Source organism: Pseudomonas sp. yb_2 (assembly GCF_043103905.1).
GTDB classification, from domain to species: Bacteria; Pseudomonadota; Gammaproteobacteria; order Pseudomonadales; family Pseudomonadaceae; genus Aquipseudomonas; species Aquipseudomonas alloputida.
This window is the reverse complement of the sequence record NZ_JBICKH010000055.1, coordinates 60,176-78,569: the sequence shown is the minus strand read 5'-3', so window position 1 is coordinate 78,569 and position 18,394 is coordinate 60,176. Positions and strand designations below refer to the sequence as shown.

The 18,394-nt window shown below is 64.2% G+C and carries 11 protein-coding genes; 7 read left to right on the top strand and 4 right to left on the bottom strand.

Going from position 1 to position 18,394, the window contains the following annotated elements; all coding sequences use genetic code 11:
• Positions 1-24: 24 nt before the first annotated feature.
• Both ACF8FB_RS13680 and ACF8FB_RS13675 read left to right on the top strand, forming a co-directional pair.
• Entirely contained in the window at positions 25-819 is a 795-nt protein-coding gene (locus ACF8FB_RS13680; protein WP_003251297.1) for an endonuclease/exonuclease/phosphatase family protein, read from the top strand.
• 316 nt (positions 820-1,135) lie between these two features.
• Positions 1,136-2,212, top strand: a complete 1,077-nt coding sequence (locus ACF8FB_RS13675; RefSeq protein ID WP_049588257.1) for an autotransporter outer membrane beta-barrel domain-containing protein — start codon at positions 1,136-1,138, stop codon at positions 2,210-2,212.
• A 108-nt stretch (positions 2,213-2,320) separates the two neighbouring features.
• On the opposite strand, the gene glgB is transcribed toward ACF8FB_RS13675, so the two are convergent.
• The 3 genes from glgB to ACF8FB_RS13660 all read right to left on the bottom strand — a co-directional run bounded on the left by glgB (position 2,321) and on the right by ACF8FB_RS13660 (position 10,021).
• Positions 2,321-4,531, bottom strand: coding sequence for a 1,4-alpha-glucan branching protein GlgB (gene glgB, locus ACF8FB_RS13670; RefSeq protein WP_010954852.1), 2,211 nt, complete (start codon positions 4,529-4,531; stop codon positions 2,321-2,323).
• On the bottom strand, positions 4,528-7,848 hold the full coding sequence (treS, locus tag ACF8FB_RS13665; protein WP_392511466.1) for a maltose alpha-D-glucosyltransferase: 3,321 nt from the start codon (positions 7,846-7,848) through the stop codon (positions 4,528-4,530). The genes glgB and treS overlap by 4 nt, the downstream gene beginning before the upstream one ends.
• A 154-nt stretch (positions 7,849-8,002) precedes the next feature.
• Positions 8,003-10,021, bottom strand: coding sequence for an alpha-1,4-glucan--maltose-1-phosphate maltosyltransferase (locus ACF8FB_RS13660; protein WP_274146547.1), 2,019 nt, complete (start codon positions 10,019-10,021; stop codon positions 8,003-8,005).
• Between the two features lie 139 nt (positions 10,022-10,160).
• Between ACF8FB_RS13660 and ACF8FB_RS13655 the strand changes: the two genes are divergently transcribed.
• Positions 10,161-10,322: a hypothetical protein gene (locus ACF8FB_RS13655; RefSeq protein WP_003251307.1), complete on the top strand. Its 162-nt coding sequence runs from the start codon at positions 10,161-10,163 to the stop codon at positions 10,320-10,322.
• A 216-nt stretch (positions 10,323-10,538) separates the two neighbouring features.
• Here the strand turns inward: ACF8FB_RS13655 and ACF8FB_RS13650 are convergent, their stop codons facing one another.
• Positions 10,539-12,221: an AMP-binding protein gene (locus ACF8FB_RS13650; RefSeq protein ID WP_392511465.1), complete on the bottom strand. Its 1,683-nt coding sequence runs from the start codon at positions 12,219-12,221 to the stop codon at positions 10,539-10,541.
• A gap of 320 nt (positions 12,222-12,541) precedes the next feature.
• On the opposite strand from ACF8FB_RS13650, the gene ACF8FB_RS13645 reads away from it, so the two are divergent.
• Genes ACF8FB_RS13645 through ACF8FB_RS13630 form a run of 4 tightly spaced genes read left to right on the top strand, consistent with a single transcriptional unit; the run spans position 12,542 to position 18,100 of the window.
• Entirely contained in the window at positions 12,542-13,705 is a 1,164-nt protein-coding gene (locus tag ACF8FB_RS13645) for an isovaleryl-CoA dehydrogenase (protein WP_003251317.1), read from the top strand.
• Positions 13,706-13,724: 19 nt separating this feature from the next.
• Positions 13,725-15,332 (top strand): carboxyl transferase domain-containing protein, encoded by a 1,608-nt coding sequence (locus ACF8FB_RS13640; RefSeq protein ID WP_392511464.1) that lies wholly within the window; start codon positions 13,725-13,727, stop codon positions 15,330-15,332.
• A 3-nt stretch (positions 15,333-15,335) separates the two neighbouring features.
• Positions 15,336-16,151, top strand: a complete 816-nt coding sequence (locus ACF8FB_RS13635; RefSeq protein WP_014860829.1) for a gamma-carboxygeranoyl-CoA hydratase — start codon at positions 15,336-15,338, stop codon at positions 16,149-16,151.
• Positions 16,148-18,100 carry an acetyl/propionyl/methylcrotonyl-CoA carboxylase subunit alpha gene (locus tag ACF8FB_RS13630; protein WP_392511463.1) on the top strand — a complete coding sequence of 651 codons (1,953 nt, stop codon included), beginning with the start codon at positions 16,148-16,150 and terminating at the stop codon, positions 18,098-18,100. The genes ACF8FB_RS13635 and ACF8FB_RS13630 overlap by 4 nt, the downstream gene beginning before the upstream one ends.
• Positions 18,101-18,394: the final 294 nt, after the last annotated feature.

Sequence of the window (18,394 nt, the reverse complement as noted above, 5' to 3'; positions counted from 1 at the left end):
GCAGGGTTAACTTCAGGAGGAATCGTGAGCCTCGAAGCCGGCAGTAATGGTTTCGCCAGCGTCAGCCAGGCCCCGGCCGTGAAACGCCTGCGGGTACTGACGGTGAATACCCACAAGGGCTTCACCGCCTTCAACCGGCGCTTTATCTTGCCGGAGCTGCGCGAGGCGGTGCGCAGTACACAGGCCGACATTGTCTTCCTTCAGGAAGTGCTCGGCAGCCACGATCGCCACGCCGCGCGCTACCCCGGCTGGCCGCAGACCTCGCAGTACGAATTCCTCGCCGACAGCATGTGGAGCGACTTTGCCTATGGCCGCAACGCGGTCTACCCTGACGGCCACCACGGCAATGCGTTGCTGTCCAAATACCCGATCATCGAGCACCGCAACCTGGACGTGTCGATCACCGGCCCCGAACGCCGCGGCCTGTTGCACTGTGTGCTGGAGGTGCCGGGGCAAGGCCAGGTGCATGCGGTCTGCGTGCACCTGTCGTTGCTGGAAAGCCACCGGCAAAAGCAGCTGCAGTTGCTGCGTAAACTGCTGGACGCCCTGCCGGCCAACGCCCCGGTGATCATCGCCGGCGACTTCAACGACTGGAAAAGCCATGGCAACCGCACCCTTGGCCTGCAACGCGACTTGCACGAAGCCTTCGAGCGCCACCACGGCCACCTCGCGCGCACCTACCCGGCCCGCCTGCCGCTGCTACGCCTGGACCGCATATACCTGCGTAACGCCGAAAGCCATGGGCCGCGGATTCTGGGGCACAAACCTTGGTCGCACCTGTCAGATCACCTGCCGCTGGCCGTTGAAGTGCGACTTTAGCAATCATTCTTCATAGCCACGGCACGGCAAATAGCGATCCCCGCTATACCCTGCTGTTTTTACCTATAAAACAACAGGTTGAGCGTTACGACGCACCCTCAACACTTCCTTCACGCTTTCTTGACGCAAGCCGCGACCTCTCCTTAGCTGAACAGTACCAAGCTGTAAAAAACTTGCGCCGGGCCTCTAGCTCGCGCCTTCGTGCGCGTTTGCGATAACTGGCGTGCTGGTTTGGGTCGCCCACTGTTTTTGCCGTACAGCTCGTGACAACAGGCCAGGTTCTCGGGCTGCACCACAAAAACAAAGGAGATCCGCCATGAAAAGCACCTCGAACCCCTTGCGCTTCGACAGCATTTTCTACGCGGTTTCCACGTCGCTGCTTCTGGCAACCCCGGTGGAAACGATCGCGTACGAACTGCAGGGTGACCCCACCTCCCCCGGCTTTCTGCAGCAACCCGTGGCGGCGCAACTGTCGCTCGACCCGCTCAGTGCCAGTGGGTTGAGTCTCGGCACCCTCAATGCGTTTTCGCAGCAGATGAGCGAACGCCACCAGCAGCCGGCACCGGACCTGATTGCCAGTCAGTGGGCGCAGTTCTTCCCCACCAGTGCGCGCGGCCGCGCGCTGCCCCCGGCACAGCTGGAGGCGCCCAGCCAGCAACTGATGATCGGCCCGGACCTGTTCGTGCGTGAAACTGCAGCGGGCGATGTGCACCGCGCAGGGATTTTCGTGGGGCACAACAACCTGCAAAGCAGCTTCAGAGGCGCGCGCCCTCTGCTGGGCGACAAGCAGCGCAAAGCGGTGAACTTGAGCGGGGAAAGCCTGGGGGTGTACTGGAGCATGACCCATGAACAGGGTTGGCACCTGGATGCCGTAGCCATGGGCTCGCGGATCGACGTGATGGGCCGTGGCGAAAACGGCCAGCGCCTGGACGACAGTGGCCACGCAATGACCTTCTCGGTAGAGGGCGGTTACCCGATCCGCCTGGGGGGCAACTGGGTCATCGAGCCCCAGGCACAGTTGATCAACCAGCAATTCTTCCCTGGCAACCAGGTGCAGGAAGAGACCTTGCAAGCCTTCGACAGCCAGCCGAGCTGGAGCGGCCGGGTCGGTGCCAAGTTGTCCGGGCGCTACGAAGTGCGCGGCATGCCCATCGAACCCTATGTGCGTACCAACGTGTGGTATGACTTCAGCAATGCCGATGAGGTGAAGCTGGACCAGGTCGACAAGATCTCCAGCTCGCGCTATTCGACCACAGTGGAGTTGGGATTGGGGCTGGTGGCGCGGGTGACGCCTTCGGTGGCGTTGTTCGTCAGCGCCGATTACAGCAGTGATGTGGATGACAATGACCTGAACGGGTTGATTGGCAGCCTTGGGGTGCGGATGCGGTGGTAGGCAGGGCCGGCCCCTTCGCGGGTAAACCCGCTCCTACACGGGTCACCGCCGGGTGCGGTGCCTGCGTAGGAACGGGTCTCCCGCGAAAGGGCCAGTACAGCCAACCGATCAGGCGGGCTTCATGATCAACACCCCCAACGGCGGCAAGTTCAGGGCCAGCGATAATGGCTGCCCGTGGCTGGCCACTTCGTCACTGGCCACCGCCCCGAGATTGCCGACATTCGACCCGGCATACAGCTCGGCATCACTGTTCAGAAGCTCCTGCCAACGCTCGCCGAACGGCACGCCAATGCGGTAACCCTCACGGGGTACCGGGGTGAAGTTGGCCACCACCAGCACCGGCTCGCCGCTGCTGCTCCAGCGCAGCCAGGCGTACACGCTGTTCTGCGCGTCGTCACCGATCAACCACTGGAAACCCTGCGGCTGGCAATCCTGCTCGTGCAACGCCGGCTCTTCGCGGTACAGGCGGTTGAGGTCGCCCACCAGGCGCTGCACGCCCTGGTGCTCGGGATACTGCAGCAGGTACCAGTCCAGTTCGGCGTCGTGGTTCCACTCACGCCACTGGCCGAACTCGCAGCCCATGAACAGCAGCTTCTTGCCCGGGTGTGCCCACATGAAGGTGAGGTAGGCACGCAGGTTGGCGAACTTCTGCCAGCGGTCGCCGGGCATCTTGTCGATCAGCGAATGCTTGCCGTGCACCACCTCATCATGGGAAATGGGCAGGATGAAGTGCTCGGAATAGGCATAGATCAGCCCGAAGCTCATCTCGTTGTGGTGGTAGGTGCGGTGCACCGGGTCGTTCTGGATGTAGTGCAGGGTGTCGTGCATCCAGCCCATGTTCCACTTGTAGGCAAAACCCAGGCCGCCCTGTTGGGTAGGTTGGCTGACCCCAGGCCAGGCGGTGGACTCCTCGGCGATGATCAGCGCACCCGGGGCCTCGTGGGCAGCCACGCCGTTGAGGTGGCGGATGAAGTCGATGGCCTCCAGGTTCTCACGCCCGCCGTGGCGGTTGGGTACCCATTCGCCGGCCTTGCGCGAGTAGTCGCGGTACAGCATCGAGGCCACCGCATCGACGCGCAGGCCGTCGATGTGGAAATGCTTCAACCAGTGCAGCGCCGAGGCCATCATGAAGCCGCGCACTTCATTGCGGCCGAGGTTGTAGATCAGCGTGTTCCAGTCCTGGTGGTAGCCTTCCAGTGGGTTGTCGTATTCGTACAGGGCCGTGCCGTCGAAGCGCGCCAGGCCGTGTTCGTCAGTGGGGAAATGCGCCGGCACCCAGTCCAGCAGCACACCGATACCCCCTTGGTGGCAGGCGTCGATGAACGCGGCGAAATCTTCGGCACTGCCGTAGCGCGAGGTGGGTGCGAACATCGACAGTGGTTGATAGCCCCAGGAGCCGCCGAACGGGTGCTCCATGATCGGCAGCAGTTCGATGTGGGTAAAGCCCAGCTCCTGCACATAGGGCACCAGCCGCTCGGCCAGTTCCCGCCAATTGTAGAAACGCCCGATTTCCCCCGCTTCGTCCAGCTCGCAACGCCATGATCCTGGGTGCAGCTCGTAGATCGACAACGGCGCGTTGTAGGCATGGCGCTGGGCGCGTTGCGCCATCCAGTCATGGTCCTGCCAGGCGTGGCTGAGTTCACCGGCTACCTTGGATGCCGTGCTCGGCGGCAGCTCGGTGGCACGGGCCAGCGGGTCGGCCTTCAGCGGCAGTATGCCGTCCTTGCCGAGTACTTCGAACTTGTAGGTTTCGCCCACGCCCAGACGCGGAATGAACAGCTCCCACACCCCCGCACCGTGGCGCAGGCGCATGGGGTGACGGCGACCATCCCAGTTGTTGAAATCACCCACCACCGACACTCGCCGGGCATTCGGCGCCCAGACCGAGAAACACACGCCGTCGATGCCATCGACCTGAGTCGGCTGGGCACCGAAGCGCCCGGACAAATCGCGGTGATTGCCTTCCGCGAACAAGTGAAGGTCCATGTCTCCCAATTGCGGGCCGAAGCTGTAGGGGTCTTCGGTAACTTGCTCGCCACCGGCCCAGACGATGTGAAGCTGATAGGGCTGTGCCTTATCGAGGTGCGCGCTGAACAACCCGGGCAGGCTGCCCTGCTCCATTTCGGCAAGCACCCGCCCGTCATCCCGGGCCTGAATGCGCACTTTCAGGGCATTGGGCAGAAAGGCGCGGACCACCTGCCCGCCTGCGCCGTCGCCGTGGGGGCCGAGTACCGCAAAAGGATCGGCGTGTTCGGCGCGGGCCAGGGCGTCGAGGTCCCGTTGCCGAAGGCCACCGTTTTCACGCGTTGTAACGTTCATTCTGACTCTCCCCAGGTACTGATCAGTCCATGCAGACCATGCAAAGGCACGGCCAGCCAGCTCGGACGGTTTTCGGCTTCGTATGTAATCTCGTAGGCGGCTTTTTCCAGGCAGAACAGCTCCAGCGCCGCGCGCTCGCCCTCGGCGTGCTGCCAGGCATGGGGCATGGCGGCAGTGGCCAGGCCATAGGCTTCGACAAAGGCATGCCGGGACTGGTGCAGGTACTGCCGGGCAACCCGCTGCCGGGCTTGCCGCGCCGGCTCGGAAAGGTCCACCGCAGACGCGCTGCGCAAGATCATCGCAGCAGCATAGTCGAAGGATCGCAGCACGCCGCTGACATCCTTGTAAGGGCTGTGTTTTGCCCGGCGCTCTTCAAGGGGCCGGGAGGGTTCGCCTTCAAAATCGATGAGGTAGGCATCCCCCTGCACCACCAGCACCTGGCCCAGATGCAGGTCGCCGTGCACACGCATCAGCAGGCCACCCTGAGCCTGCTCGGCGAGGTTGTCGATGTGCTGTGCCAGGCCGTCACGCTGTTGCTGCAGGTCGTCGACCAAGGCCTGGCTGTCGCCGTCCAGCGTGTCGCGATGCTGGGCCAGCAGGTCGAGGGCGTGGGTCAGTTCGGTGCTGATCTGTGCACGCCAGCGCTCGCTGTCCTGCGCATCGCTGGGGCGCGGCTGGAAGGCCGGGTCTTCGGTGGGTGCGGCCAGCAGCAGGTGCATCTCGCCCAGGCGCTGGCCAAGCAAGGCGGCAAAGCCGCTGAGTTCGGCCAATGCGTCAGTGTGCGCTTCGGCGTCGTTGCGGGTGGGCTCCATCTGGTCGCGGATGGCCCTTTCCAGCGTGTTCTGGGTCCAACCCCAGGCATCGCCCTGGTTGCTCAGGTAACCCTGGGCAATCATCAGCAGGTGCGGCGCGTGTTGTTCGTCCACCCGGCTGACCCAGGCCAGCAGCGGCGAGATGTTGGCAAAGCCGGCGGCGGTCAGGTAGGCACTCATTTCCAGCTCTGGATGGATGCCCGGGTTGACCCGGCGGATCAGCTTGAGCACCACGCGGTCGCCGATGACCACCGAACTGTTGGACTGCTCGGCGCTGAGGTAGCGCACTTCGCTCTCCTCGTCGAGCGCCAGGCCGGCCAGCTGTTCTGTGCATTCGAAGCGCAATTCACCCTCAGCGTCGCCACACGGCAGACGCAGGCCATCCTGGCAGGCTTGCATCACGGCGTGAATGAACGGCTCGAGGACGAAGGCGTCTGTGATCAAGCCAACCTGGTGGGCACGGCGCACCCGCGACAACGCCAGCTGCTGCGGCAGCGCGGTATGGATCTGTTCCTCACGCAGCAGGCCGAACGGCAGCTGGTAGCGGGTGGCCGTGCCGTCGCTGAGCACCTCGATTTCGCTGAGCAACACCGGCGTGGTGGCGGTGCCGAAACGCACGCCGTAGCACAGGCGCACGGCATCGATCGGCCCTTCCTTGCCGGCGAACCAGCGGCGCTTGGGCAGGTACTGCGGCAGGATGGTGCTTTGCAGCGTATCGCTTGCGGGGGCTTGCAGCAGTTCTTCCATGCGCTTGCGCAGTACCAATGTGGTCAATTCGGGTAACCCCTCGGTGGGCTGGATGTGCCAGCTGGGCATGCGATCGCGGCTGGCCAGCAGGAACCAGTAGAACGCATAAGGTGGCAAGGTCAGCAGAAACGGCAGTTGGCCGATTGGCGGGAACGCGCTGCCACCCAGCATCTCCACCGGTACTTTGTCGGCGTATTGTGACAATTCGAGTTCGGCAGCCTGGGCGGCACGGGACACGTTGGCCACGCAGAGGATGACCTCGGTATTGCCGTCGGCGTCGGTATACTCGCGGATATAGGCAAGGATGCGGCGGTTGCTGGGCGTGAGGGTACGCAGGCTGCCGCGGCCAAAGGCCTTTTGCTGCTTGCGCACCGCCAGCATGCGCCGGGTCCAGTTCAGCAGTGAATGCGGGTCGTGGCTTTGCGCCTCGACGTTGACAGTCTGGTAACCGTAGAGCGGGTCCATGATCGGCGGCAGCACCAGGCGCTGCGGGTCGGCGCGGGAAAAACCGCCGTTGCGGTCTGGCGACCACTGCATGGGTGTGCGAACGCCATCGCGGTCACCCAGATAGATATTGTCGCCCATGCCTAGTTCGTCGCCGTAATACAGGGTTGGCGTGCCGGGCATCGACAACAGCAGGCTGGTCAGCAGCTCTATGCGCCGACGGTCACGCTGCAGCAGGGGCGCCAGGCGCCGGCGAATGCCCAGGTTGATGCGCGCGCGGCGGTCTTCGGCGTAGTAGTTCCACAGGTAGTCGCGCTCGCGGTCGGTGACCATTTCCAGGGTCAGTTCATCATGGTTGCGCAAAAAGATCGCCCACTGGCAGTTGGCCGGGATTTCCGGGGTCTGGCGCAGGATGTCGGTGATAGGGAAGCGGTCTTCCATGGCCAAGGCCATGTACATGCGCGGCATCAACGGAAAGTGGAAAGCCATATGGCATTCGTCGCCGTCGCCTTCGCCGAAGTACGGGCGCGTGTCTTCAGGCCACTGGTTGGCTTCGGCCAGCAGCATGCGATCGGGGTAGTTGGCGTCGATCTCGGCGCGGATCGCCTTGAGCACATCGTGGGTTTCGGCGAGGTTTTCGTTGTTGGTGCCGTCGCGCTCGATCAGGTAAGGGATCGCGTCCAGCCGCAAGCCATCTACACCCAGGTCCAGCCAGAAGCGCATGACGCCGATCACCGCCTTGAGCACCTGCGGGTTGTCGAAGTTGAGGTCCGGCTGGTGGGAGTAGAACCGGTGCCAGAAGTACTGGCCGGCGACCGGGTCCCAGGTCCAGTTGGACTTCTCGGTGTCGAGGAAGATGATGCGCGTGCCGTCGTACTTCTGGTCGTCGTCCGACCACACGTAGAACTCGCGCGCCTTGCTGCCGCGCTTGGCGTGGCGGGCGCGCTGGAACCACGGGTGCTGGTCGCTGGTGTGGTTGATGACCAGCTCGGTGATCACCCGCAGGCCGCGCTTGTGGGCCTCGGCGATGAAACGGCGGGCGTCGGCCATGCTGCCGTAGTCAGGGTGCACGGCCTTGTATTCGGCGATGTCGTAGCCGTCGTCACGGCGTGGCGAGGGATAGAACGGCAGCAGCCACAAGGTGTTGACACCCAGCTCGGCGATATAGTCGAGCTTGCTGATCAGCCCGGCGAAATCGCCGATGCCGTCATTGTTCGAGTCGAAGAACGACTTGATGTGCAGCTGGTAGATGACGGCGTCCTTGTACCACAGCGGGTCGTCGATGAAGGCTGCCGGGCGGGAACGCTTGGCCATGTGCGACTCCTTTCAATTGCATGTTTGCCCCTTCTTGCACCATCGCTGTGGGAGCGGGCGTGCCCGCGAATCAGCCACCGCGGTGCTTGGCACCGGCTCTGCCGGTGTTCGCGGGCGTGCCCGCTCCCACAGGGGAAAAGGCTACAGACCGGTTTTACCCGGCTTTCTCGATGCGCCAGATGCCGAACGGCAGGTGCCAGGGCTCTATGCGCATCCATTGGGTCTTGCCGTACCACGACCAGCGGTGGCCGTTCATCAGGTCTTCACCCTGGGTTTCGGCGTTGTCGTCCAGCCCCAATTCCCACAGCGGCAACTCGAAGTGCGCCTCCTGGGCGTTGTGCGGGTCGAGGCTGACGGCCACCAGGATGTAGTTGTCCCGCTCGGGCGTACGCTTGGCGAAGTACAGGATGTTGTCGTTCCAGCAATTGAAGAAGGCCACGCCCAGGTGGGTTTGCAAGGCGCGGTTCTGCCGGCGAATACGGTTGAGCTGGGCGATCTCGGCGATGATGTTGCCGGGCTGGGTGAAATCGCGTGGGCGGATTTCGTACTTCTCCGAATCCAGGTACTCCTCCTTGCCCGGCAACGGCGTGCCCTCGCACAGCTCGAAGCCCGAATACATGCCCCACAAGCCTGAGCCCATGGTCGCCAGCGCGGCACGGATCAGGAAACCTGCGCGGCCTGAGGTGTGCAGGAAAAACGGGTTGATATCCGGGGTATTGACGAAGAAGTTGGGCCGGTAGCACTGGCTCCACGGCGGCTGATTGAGCTGCTCGAAATATTCGCGCAGCTCCTGCTTGTGGTTGCGCCAGGTGAAATAGGTATAGCTCTGTGCGTAGCCGACCTTGCCCAGGCGCGCCATCATCGCCGGCTTGGTAAAGGCTTCGGCGAGGAAGATGACGTCGGGGTGCTGGCTGCGCACATTGGCGATCAGCCATTGCCAGAACGGCAACGGCTTGGTGTGCGGGTTGTCGACACGGAAGGTCTTGACGCCCTCCTCGACCCAGCCGACCACCACATCGCGCAGGGCGAGCCACAGCGAAGGCACGGCCTCTGGCGCATAGAAATCGACGTTGACGATGTCCTGGTACTTTTTCGGCGGGTTTTCGGCGTAGCGGATGGTGCCGTCCGGACGCCAGCTGAACCAGCCCGGGTGCTCCTTGAGCCAAGGGTGGTCCTGGGAGCACTGGATGGCGAAATCGAGGGCGATTTCCAGGCCGTGTTCCGCCGCCGCAGCCACCAGTCGACGGAAGTCATCGCGGCTGCCCAGTTGCGGGTGAATCGCCTCGTGGCCGCCCTCCGGGCTGCCAATGGCATAAGGGCTGCCCGGGTCGCCCGGCTCGGCCTTGAGGGCGTTGTTGCGGCCCTTGCGATGCTGCATGCCGATGGGGTGGATGGGCGGGAAGTACAGGACGTCGAAGCCCATGTCGCGGATCATCGGCAGCCGTTCGTGCACGTCGTTGAAGGTGCCGTGACGCTGCGGGTCGTCGGTAATCGAGCGCGGGAACAGCTCGTACCAGCTGGCGAACAATGCGGCCGGGCGGTCGACATCAAGGGGGAAATCAGGACTGCGGGTCAGGTAGCTACGGTGTTCGGCTTCACCCATGAGGCGGGCGGTGGTCGGGTCGAGAAACACGGCCACCTGATCATCGGTACTGAGCGTGGCCAGGCGGCTCTGCACAGCCTCGAGCGCCTCGCGCAGGGCGCCGCTGCACAGCTCGATGCCTTTGCCCAGCATCAAGCGGCCTTCTTCCAGTTCCAGTTTTACCTCGACGCCGGCGTGGTACTTCTTCTCCAGATCGTGGCAATAGGTGGCAAACGGGTCGATCCAGGCCTCGATACTGAACCGGTGCGGGCCCAGCTCGGTGGGGGTGAATTCGGCCTGCCACAGGTCGTTGCCCGCCGACTGCATCGGCACGCAATGCCAGCGCCGGCTGTGGGCCTGGCGCCAGTTGAGCATCACCGCCAGGCGGTCGTGGCCGTCGCTGTAGGCCTTGGTGCTGACGGCCACAGGCTGGCCGCTGACGGCCTTGGCGGCGAAGCTGCCGGCGTCGAGCACGGGTTGGGTGTCTTCGATCACGATGCGTGGCGCCAACAGCGCCTGGGCCAGGCTAATGGCCTGGTCCGGGTGATCGTTCGCCATGGGCACGCTTTCAAAGGGCTCGTTTCGTGACATCGACCTTGCTCCCTCAGGCTGGTGGCGGTAAGGGTTCAGAGCCGGGCACAGGCGGGGGGTTCAAAATAATTGAGCGAACGGCAGCTGCCAGCGGTCAGAGCCTACAGCACCTCTTCACCCACCCACGCGAGGTCAGGCCATGAACATTCCCATTCCACCGGAGACACCCGATCCCAATATCGACGACCCGAGCTTGCCGCCACCCGTACCGGAAGAAGACCCGGACGAGCTGCCGATCAAGCCGACCGTGCCGCCGACAGTGGGCGACCCGCCGAGCCAGGAGCCACCGGTGAAGGCTTAAGGGTAGACCACGGCACCGGCGTGAACAGCTGATCTGCGCTGCTCCATTGAAAGGTTGAGGATGACCGGGTGCTTGGCAAGGTGAAGATCTTGCATTGATCGGGCCGGCCTCTTCGCGGGTAAACCCGCTCCTACCAGGGACCGTGCCGGCCTTGAATGCGGCGCTGCCCCTGGTAGGAGCGGGTTTACCCGCGAAGAGGCCGGCCGCGCCAGCACATCAACCCGCAGATGCAGCCGCAATCTCCGCCACACTGATCTCACGCATGCGGAACTTCTGCACCTTGCCGGTCACGGTCATCGGGTACTCGTCGACAAAACGTATATACCGCGGCACCTTGAAGTGTGCGATGCGTGCCTTGCACCAGCCCTGCAGCTCCTCGACCGTGGCGCTGTGCCCCGGGTGCAGCTTGATCCAGGCGACGATCTCTTCGCCATAGCGGCTGCACGGAATGCCGATCACCTGCGCATCGGCCACCGCCGAGTGGGTGTAGAAAAACTCCTCCAGCTCACGCGGGTAAATGTTCTCGCCGCCGCGAATGATCATGTCCTTGTTGCGCCCGACGATGCGCACATAGCCCTGCTCGTCCATCACCGCCAGGTCACCCGAATGCATCCAGCCGGCCGGGTCGATGGCATCCGCCGTGGCCTGGGGGTTGTCCCAGTAGCCAAGCATCACGCTGTAGCCGCGGGTGCACAGTTCGCCAATCTCTCCGCGAGGGACGATGCAGCCATCGGCGTCCACCAGCTTGTTCTCCAGCTGCGGCTGGGTGCGGCCGACGGTGGTCACGCGCAGCTCCAGATCGTCGTCCGGGCCGGTCTGCAGCGACACGGGGCTGGTTTCGGTCATGCCGTAGGCGATCTGCACTTCTGCCATGTGCATCTGGTCGATGACCCGGCGCATCACCTCGATCGGGCAGGTAGCGCCGGCCATGATGCCGCTGCGCAGGGTCGACAGGTCCATGTGGGCACGGGACGGGTGGTCGAGCATGGCGATGAACATGGTCGGTACGCCGTAGAGGATGGTGGCGCGCTCCTCGGCCACGGCGCGCAAGGTAAGTTCGGCGTCGAAAGCATCGTTGGGGTAGATCATGGTGCTGCCGTGGGTGATGCAGCCGAGGTTTGCCATGACCATGCCGAAGCAATGGTACAGCGGCACCGGGATCACCATACGGTCGCGGGCCGTCAGGCCAAGGCTTTCACCCACCATGAAACCGTTGTTGAGGATGTTGTAGTGACTGAGCGTGGCACCTTTGGGTGCACCGGTGGTGCCGGAGGTGTACTGGATGTTTACCGGCTGGTCGAATTGCAGGCTTTGCTGACGGGCTGTGCAGGCCTCGACAGACGTCTGCCCTGCCCGCTCGGCAAATGCGTGCCAGGGCAGGAAGCCGGCAGGCGGGTTGGCGGCCAGGCTGATGACGCCACGCAACTCGGGCAGGCATTCACTGGCCAGCTCACCAGGCGCGGCACTGGCCAGTTCAGGCACCAGCTCCTGCACCATGGTGTGGTAATCAGACGTCTTGAAGGCTTCAGCGCAGACCAGCCAGCGGCAGCCGGACTGGCGCAACACGTATTCCAGTTCGCCCACACGGTAGGCCGGGTTGATGTTGACCAGAATGGCACCGACCTTGGCACTGGCCAGCTGCAAGATGCACCACTGGGCGCAGTTGGGCGACCAGATGCCAACACGGTCGCCGGTGTTCACGCCCAGTGCGATCAGGGCGCGGGCGTATATTTCGACCTGTTCGGCCAACTGCCGCCAGCTGTAACGCAGGCCCTGGTGGCGGGACACCAGGGCCTCGCTGTCGCAACAGCGGGCCACGGTGGCATCGAAGGCCTGGCCGATGGTCTGGGTCAGCAAGGGTCGGTCCTGGCGACCGCGGGTATAGCTCGGTTGACTCATGGGTGTCCCTTCTTGTGGTTGTTTTGGGCACGGCTGAAGCAAGCGGGAATACTCTGGCGCAGATTTACGTTTACGTAAAGGTGACGAGTGGATTGACAGTGACCTCATGCAGGTTTACGTTAACGTAAAGGTGATGAACGACACCCACTTGAGGCGCCACGCCGCCCTCTGTGGGAGCGGGCTTGCCCGCGAATGCGACCAATCAGGTAATGACGGTGACCCTGCTGACGTATTCGCGGGCATGCCCGCTCCCACAGGGGGCGGGGCCGGATCCCAAGCTATGGTGTAACCCAATTTCAAGAACAAGAAGGTGCCCCAGCATGCATTACCCCTCCCTGAACTTCGCCCTGGGCGAGACCATCGACATGCTCCGCGACCAGGTGCGCACCTTCGTCGCCGCTGAACTGGCCCCAAGGGCCGCGCAGATCGACCACGACAACCTGTTCCCCGCCGACATGTGGCGCAAGTTCGGTGACATGGGCCTGCTGGGCATCACCGTACCGGAAGAGTACGGCGGTGCTGGCCTGGGCTACCTGGCCCATGTGGTGTCGATGGAAGAAATCAGCCGTGGCTCCGCCTCGGTGGCACTGTCCTACGGCGCCCATTCCAACCTGTGCGTCAACCAGATCAACCGCAACGGCACCCATGAACAGAAGCTCAAGTACCTGCCTAAGCTGATCAGCGGCGAGCACATCGGCGCCTTGGCCATGAGCGAGCCCAATGCCGGTTCCGACGTGGTGTCGATGAAGCTGCGCGCAGAAAAACGCGGCGATCACTACGTGCTCAACGGCAGCAAGACCTGGATCACCAACGGTCCCGACGCCAACACCTACGTGATTTACGCCAAGACCGACCTGGACAAGGGTGCGCACGGCATCACCGCGTTCATCGTCGAGCGCGACTGGAAAGGCTTCAGCCGCAGCAACAAGTTCGACAAGCTGGGCATGCGCGGGTCCAACACCTGCGAGTTGTTCTTCGATGGCGTGGAAGTGCCGGCAGAGAACATTCTGGGCCAGCTCAACGGCGGCGTGCGCGTCCTCATGAGCGGCCTGGACTACGAACGCGTGGTGCTGTCCGGCGGCCCGACCGGCATCATGCAAAGCTGCATGGACCTGGTGGTGCCGTATATCCACGACCGCAAGCAATTCGGCCAGAGCATCGGCGAGTTCCAGCTGATCCAGGGCAAGATTGCCGACATGTACACCCAGCTCAATGCCAGCCGCGCCTACCTGTATGCCGTGGCTCAGGCGTGCGACCGTGGCGAAACCACCCGCAAGGACGCTGCCGGCGTGATCCTGTACACCGCCGAGCGTGCCACGCAAATGGCCCTGGAGGCGATCCAGATTCTTGGCGGCAACGGCTATATCAACGAATTCCCGGCTGGCCGCCTTTTGCGCGACGCCAAGCTGTACGAAATCGGTGCCGGCACCAGTGAAATCCGCCGGATGCTGATCGGCCGCGAACTGTTCAACGAAACCCGCTGAACATAAGGGACGGGCGCACATGGCTACCTTGCACACCCAGATCAACCCGCGTTCGGCAGAATTTGCCGTCAACAGCGCGGCCATGCTCGAACAGGTCCAGGCCCTGCGCGGCCTGCTCGCCCAGGTTGCCCAGGGCGGCGGGCCCAAGGCCCAGGAACGGCATACCTCGCGTGGCAAACTGCTGCCGCGCGAACGTATCGACCGCCTGCTGGACCCGGGCTCGCCGTTCCTCGAGATCGGCCAGCTGGCCGCCCATGAGGTGTACGGCGAAGACGTGCCAGCGGCGGGCGTGATTGCCGGCATCGGCCGCGTGGAAGGCGTGGAATGCATGATCGTGGCCAACGACGCCACGGTAAAAGGCGGTTCGTACTACCCGCTGACGGTGAAGAAGCACCTGCGTGCACAAACCATCGCCCTGCAGAACCGCCTGCCGTGCATCTATCTGGTGGACTCCGGCGGCGCCAACTTGCCCCGCCAGGACGAAGTGTTCCCCGACCGCGAGCATTTCGGGCGCATTTTCTTCAACCAGGCCAACATGAGCGCGCAAGGCATCCCGCAGATCGCCGTGGTGATGGGCTCGTGCACCGCTGGCGGCGCGTACGTGCCGGCCATGGCCGACGAAGCGATCATGGTGCGCCAGCAGGCGACCATCTTCCTCGCCGGCCCGCCGCTGGTGAAAGCCGCCACCGGCGAAGTGGTGAGCGCCGAAGACCTCGGCGGCGCCGATGTGCATTGCCGCACCAGCGGCGTGGCCGACCACTATGCCGACAACGACGAACATGCCCTGGCCCTGGCCCGGCGCAGCGTGGCCAACCTCAACTGGCACAAGCAGGGCAAGCTGCAACGCCTGGCACCGGTGGCACCGCTGTTCGCGGCCGATGAGCTGTACGGCGTGGTTCCGGCCGATGCCAAGCAACCGTTCGACGTGCGCGAGGTGATCGCCCGCCTGGTCGATGGCTCGGTGTTCGATGAATTCAAGGCGCTGTTCGGCACCACCCTGGTGTGCGGCTTCGCCCACCTGCACGGCTACCCGGTGGCGATCCTGGCCAACAACGGCATCCTGTTCGCCGAAGCCGCGCAAAAAGGCGCGCACTTCATCGAACTGGCCTGCCAGCGCGGCATCCCTTTGCTGTTCCTGCAGAACATCACCGGTTTCATGGTCGGCAAGAAATACGAAGAAGGCGGCATCGCCAAGCACGGCGCCAAACTGGTCACCGCCGTGGCCTGCGCCCAGGTGCCGAAGTTCACGGTGATCATCGGCGGCAGCTTTGGCGCCGGCAACTACGGCATGTGCGGCCGCGCCTACGACCCGCGCTTCCTGTGGATGTGGCCCAACGCGCGGATTGGCGTGATGGGCGCCGAACAGGCCGCCGGCGTGCTGGCCCAGGTCAAGCGCGAGCAGAGCGAACGCAGCGGCCAGCCATTCAGTGCCGAAGACGAAGCCAGGCTCAAGCAACCGATCCTCGACCAGTACGAGCGTCAGGGCCACCCCTATTATTCCAGCGCCCGCCTGTGGGACGACGGCGTCATCGACCCGGCACAGACCCGCGACGTCCTCGGCCTGGCGTTGTCTGCCGCGCTGAACGCGCCGATCGAACAGAGCCGCTTCGGCATTTTCCGGATGTGACCCATGAGCGATTTCAGCACCCTTGAAGTGATCCGCGACCCGCGCGGCTTTGCCACCCTGTGGTTAAGCCGCGAGGACAAGAACAACGCCTTCAACGCGCAGATGATCCGCGAGCTGATCGTGGCCATCGACCAGTTGGCCGAAGACACCAGCCTGCGCTTTGTGCTGCTGCGCGGCCGTGGCCGGCACTTCAGCGCCGGTGCCGACCTGGCCTGGATGCAGCAGTCGGCGCAACTGGACTTCAACACCAACCTGGATGATGCCCACGAACTGGGCGAGCTGATGTACGCCCTGCATCGCCTCAAGGCCCCGACCCTGGCCGTGGTGCAAGGTGCAGCCTTTGGCGGCGCGCTGGGCCTGATCAGCTGCTGCGACATGGCCATCGGCGCCGAAGACGCCCAACTGTGCCTGTCGGAAGTACGCATCGGCCTGGCCCCGGCGGTCATCAGCCCGTTCGTGGTCAAGGCCATTGGCGAACGCGCCGCGCGCCGCTACGCCCTCACCGCCGAGCGTTTCACTGGCGTGCGCGCCCGCGAGCTGGGCCTGCTGGCCGAGGTGTACCCGGCCAGCGAACTGGACGACCACGTCGAAGCCTGGGTAAGCAACCTGCTGCAGAACAGCCCGCAAGCATTGCGCGCCACCAAGGACTTGCTGCGCGAAGTGGACGACGGCGAACTCAGCCCGGCCCTGCGCCGTTACTGCGAAAACACCATCGCCCGTATCCGCGTCAGCGCCGAAGGCCAGGAGGGCCTGCGCGCTTTCCTGGAAAAACGCCGCCCTGCCTGGCAAACCGTTGACAAGAAGGAGCCGCGCCCATGAGCCGCCCCGCTTTGACCACCCTGCTGGTCGCCAACCGCGGCGAAATCGCCTGCCGGGTGATGCGCACCGCCAAGGCCATGGGCCTGACCACTGTCGCCGTGCACAGCGCCACCGACCGTGACGCCCGTCACAGCCGCGAAGCCGACATCCGCGTCGACCTGGGCGGCACCAAGGCTGCCGAAAGCTACCTGCTGGTCGACAAGCTGCTGGCCGCAGCCAAGGCCAGCGGCGCCCAGGCCATTCACCCAGGTTATGGCTTTCTGTCTGAGAACGCAGGTTTCGCCCGCGCCATCGAGCAGGCCGGGCTGATCTTCCTCGGCCCACCGGCCAGCGCCATCGACGCCATGGGCAGCAAATCGGCAGCCAAGGCGCTGATGGAAGCGGCCGGCGTGCCGTTGGTGCCGGGCTACCACGGCGAGGCCCAGGACCTGGACACCTTCCGCGCTGCGGCCGAACGCATCGGCTACCCGGTGCTGCTCAAGGCCAGCGCTGGCGGCGGTGGCAAGGGCATGAAAGTGGTCGAGGAAGAAAGCCAGTTGGCCGACGCCCTGGCCTCGGCCCAGCGTGAGGCACAGTCATCGTTCGGCGATGCGCGCATGCTGGTGGAAAAGTACGTGCTCAAGCCGCGCCATGTCGAAATCCAGGTGTTTGCCGACCAGCACGGCAACTGCCTGTACCTTAACGAACGCGACTGTTCCATTCAGCGTCGCCATCAGAAGGTGGTGGAAGAGGCCCCTGCCCCCGGCCTGTCGCCCGAACTGCGCCGGGCCATGGGCGAAGCGGCGGTGCGTGCCGCCCAGGCTATCGGTTACGTGGGTGCTGGCACCGTGGAGTTTCTGCTTGATGCACGTGGCGAATTCTTCTTCATGGAGATGAACACCCGCCTGCAGGTGGAACACCCGGTCACCGAGGCCATCACCGGCCTGGACCTTGTTGCCTGGCAAATTCGCGTGGCCTGCGGCGAAGCCCTGCCGATCACACAGGAACAGGTGCCGCTGATCGGCCATGCCATCGAAGTGCGCCTGTATGCCGAAGACCCGGCCAACGATTTTTTACCCGCGACCGGCAAATTGGCGCTGTACCGTGAATCGGCACCTGGCGAAGGCCGGCGGGTGGACAGTGGGGTCAGCGAAGGCGATGTGGTGTCGCCGTTCTACGACCCGATGCTGGGCAAGCTGATCGCCTGGGGCGAAGACCGCGAGCAGGCGCGTTTGCGCTTGCTGGCCATGCTCGACGAGTTTGCCATTGGCGGATTGAAGACCAACATCGCCTTCCTGCGCCGCATTCTCGCGCACCCTGCGTTCGCGGCGGCAGAGCTGGACACCGGCTTCATTCCCCGCCACCAGGATGTGCTGCTGCCGGCGCCACGTGCGCTGCCGGCTGCCTTTTGGGAGGCGGCAGCCGAAGCCTGGCTGCAGGGCCAGGCGGGGCATCAGCGCGAAGACGATCGCCATTCGCCGTGGAGCGGGCGTAATGGCCTGCGCTTGGGCCTGCCGGCACGCAGCAGCTTGCATCTGGTGAGCGCTGGGCAAGATCAGGCAGTGGCCCTGGAACGCAGCGCTGCTTCTACCTGGCAGCTGCAAGGTGAGCAGTTGGTGCATGACCAGAACGGCGTGCGTCGCCAGCATCTGGCAATCCGTCGCGGTGGCACGCTGTACCTGCACTGGGAGGGCGAAATGCATGCCATCGAAGCTTTCGACCCGATTGCCGAGGCCGAAGCCAGCCACAGCCATCAGGGTGGGCTGGGTGCGCCCATGAACGGCAGTATCGTGCGGGTGCTGGTCGAGCCTGGGCAGGTGGTGGAAGCCGGTACTGCGCTGGTGGTACTGGAGGCCATGAAGATGGAGCACAGCATCCGTGCGCCGCATGCCGGCACGGTGAAGGCGCTGTTTTGCCTGGAGGGGGATATGGTCAGCGAAGGGACTGTGCTGGTCGAACTGGTGGAATAACGGTGCCGGAGGGCCGCTTTGCGGCCCTAACGCAACACAAGGCCGCCCCTGCAACAGCCCGTAGGAGCGGGTTTACCCGCGAAAGGGCCGGGCCTGCTGGCCAATCTCTACCCGTCGCTCACCGTTGCCGCCGCTACCGTATTCGCGGGTAAACCCGCTCCTACATCCGATCGGGGGTGGACACACATTGGTGATTGGGCGCAGGCCGCGTGTAGGAGCGGGTTTACCCGCGAAGAGGCCGGCCCTGCTGGCCAACTTCCACCCGCCGTTCACCGTTGCCGCCACTACTCAAAC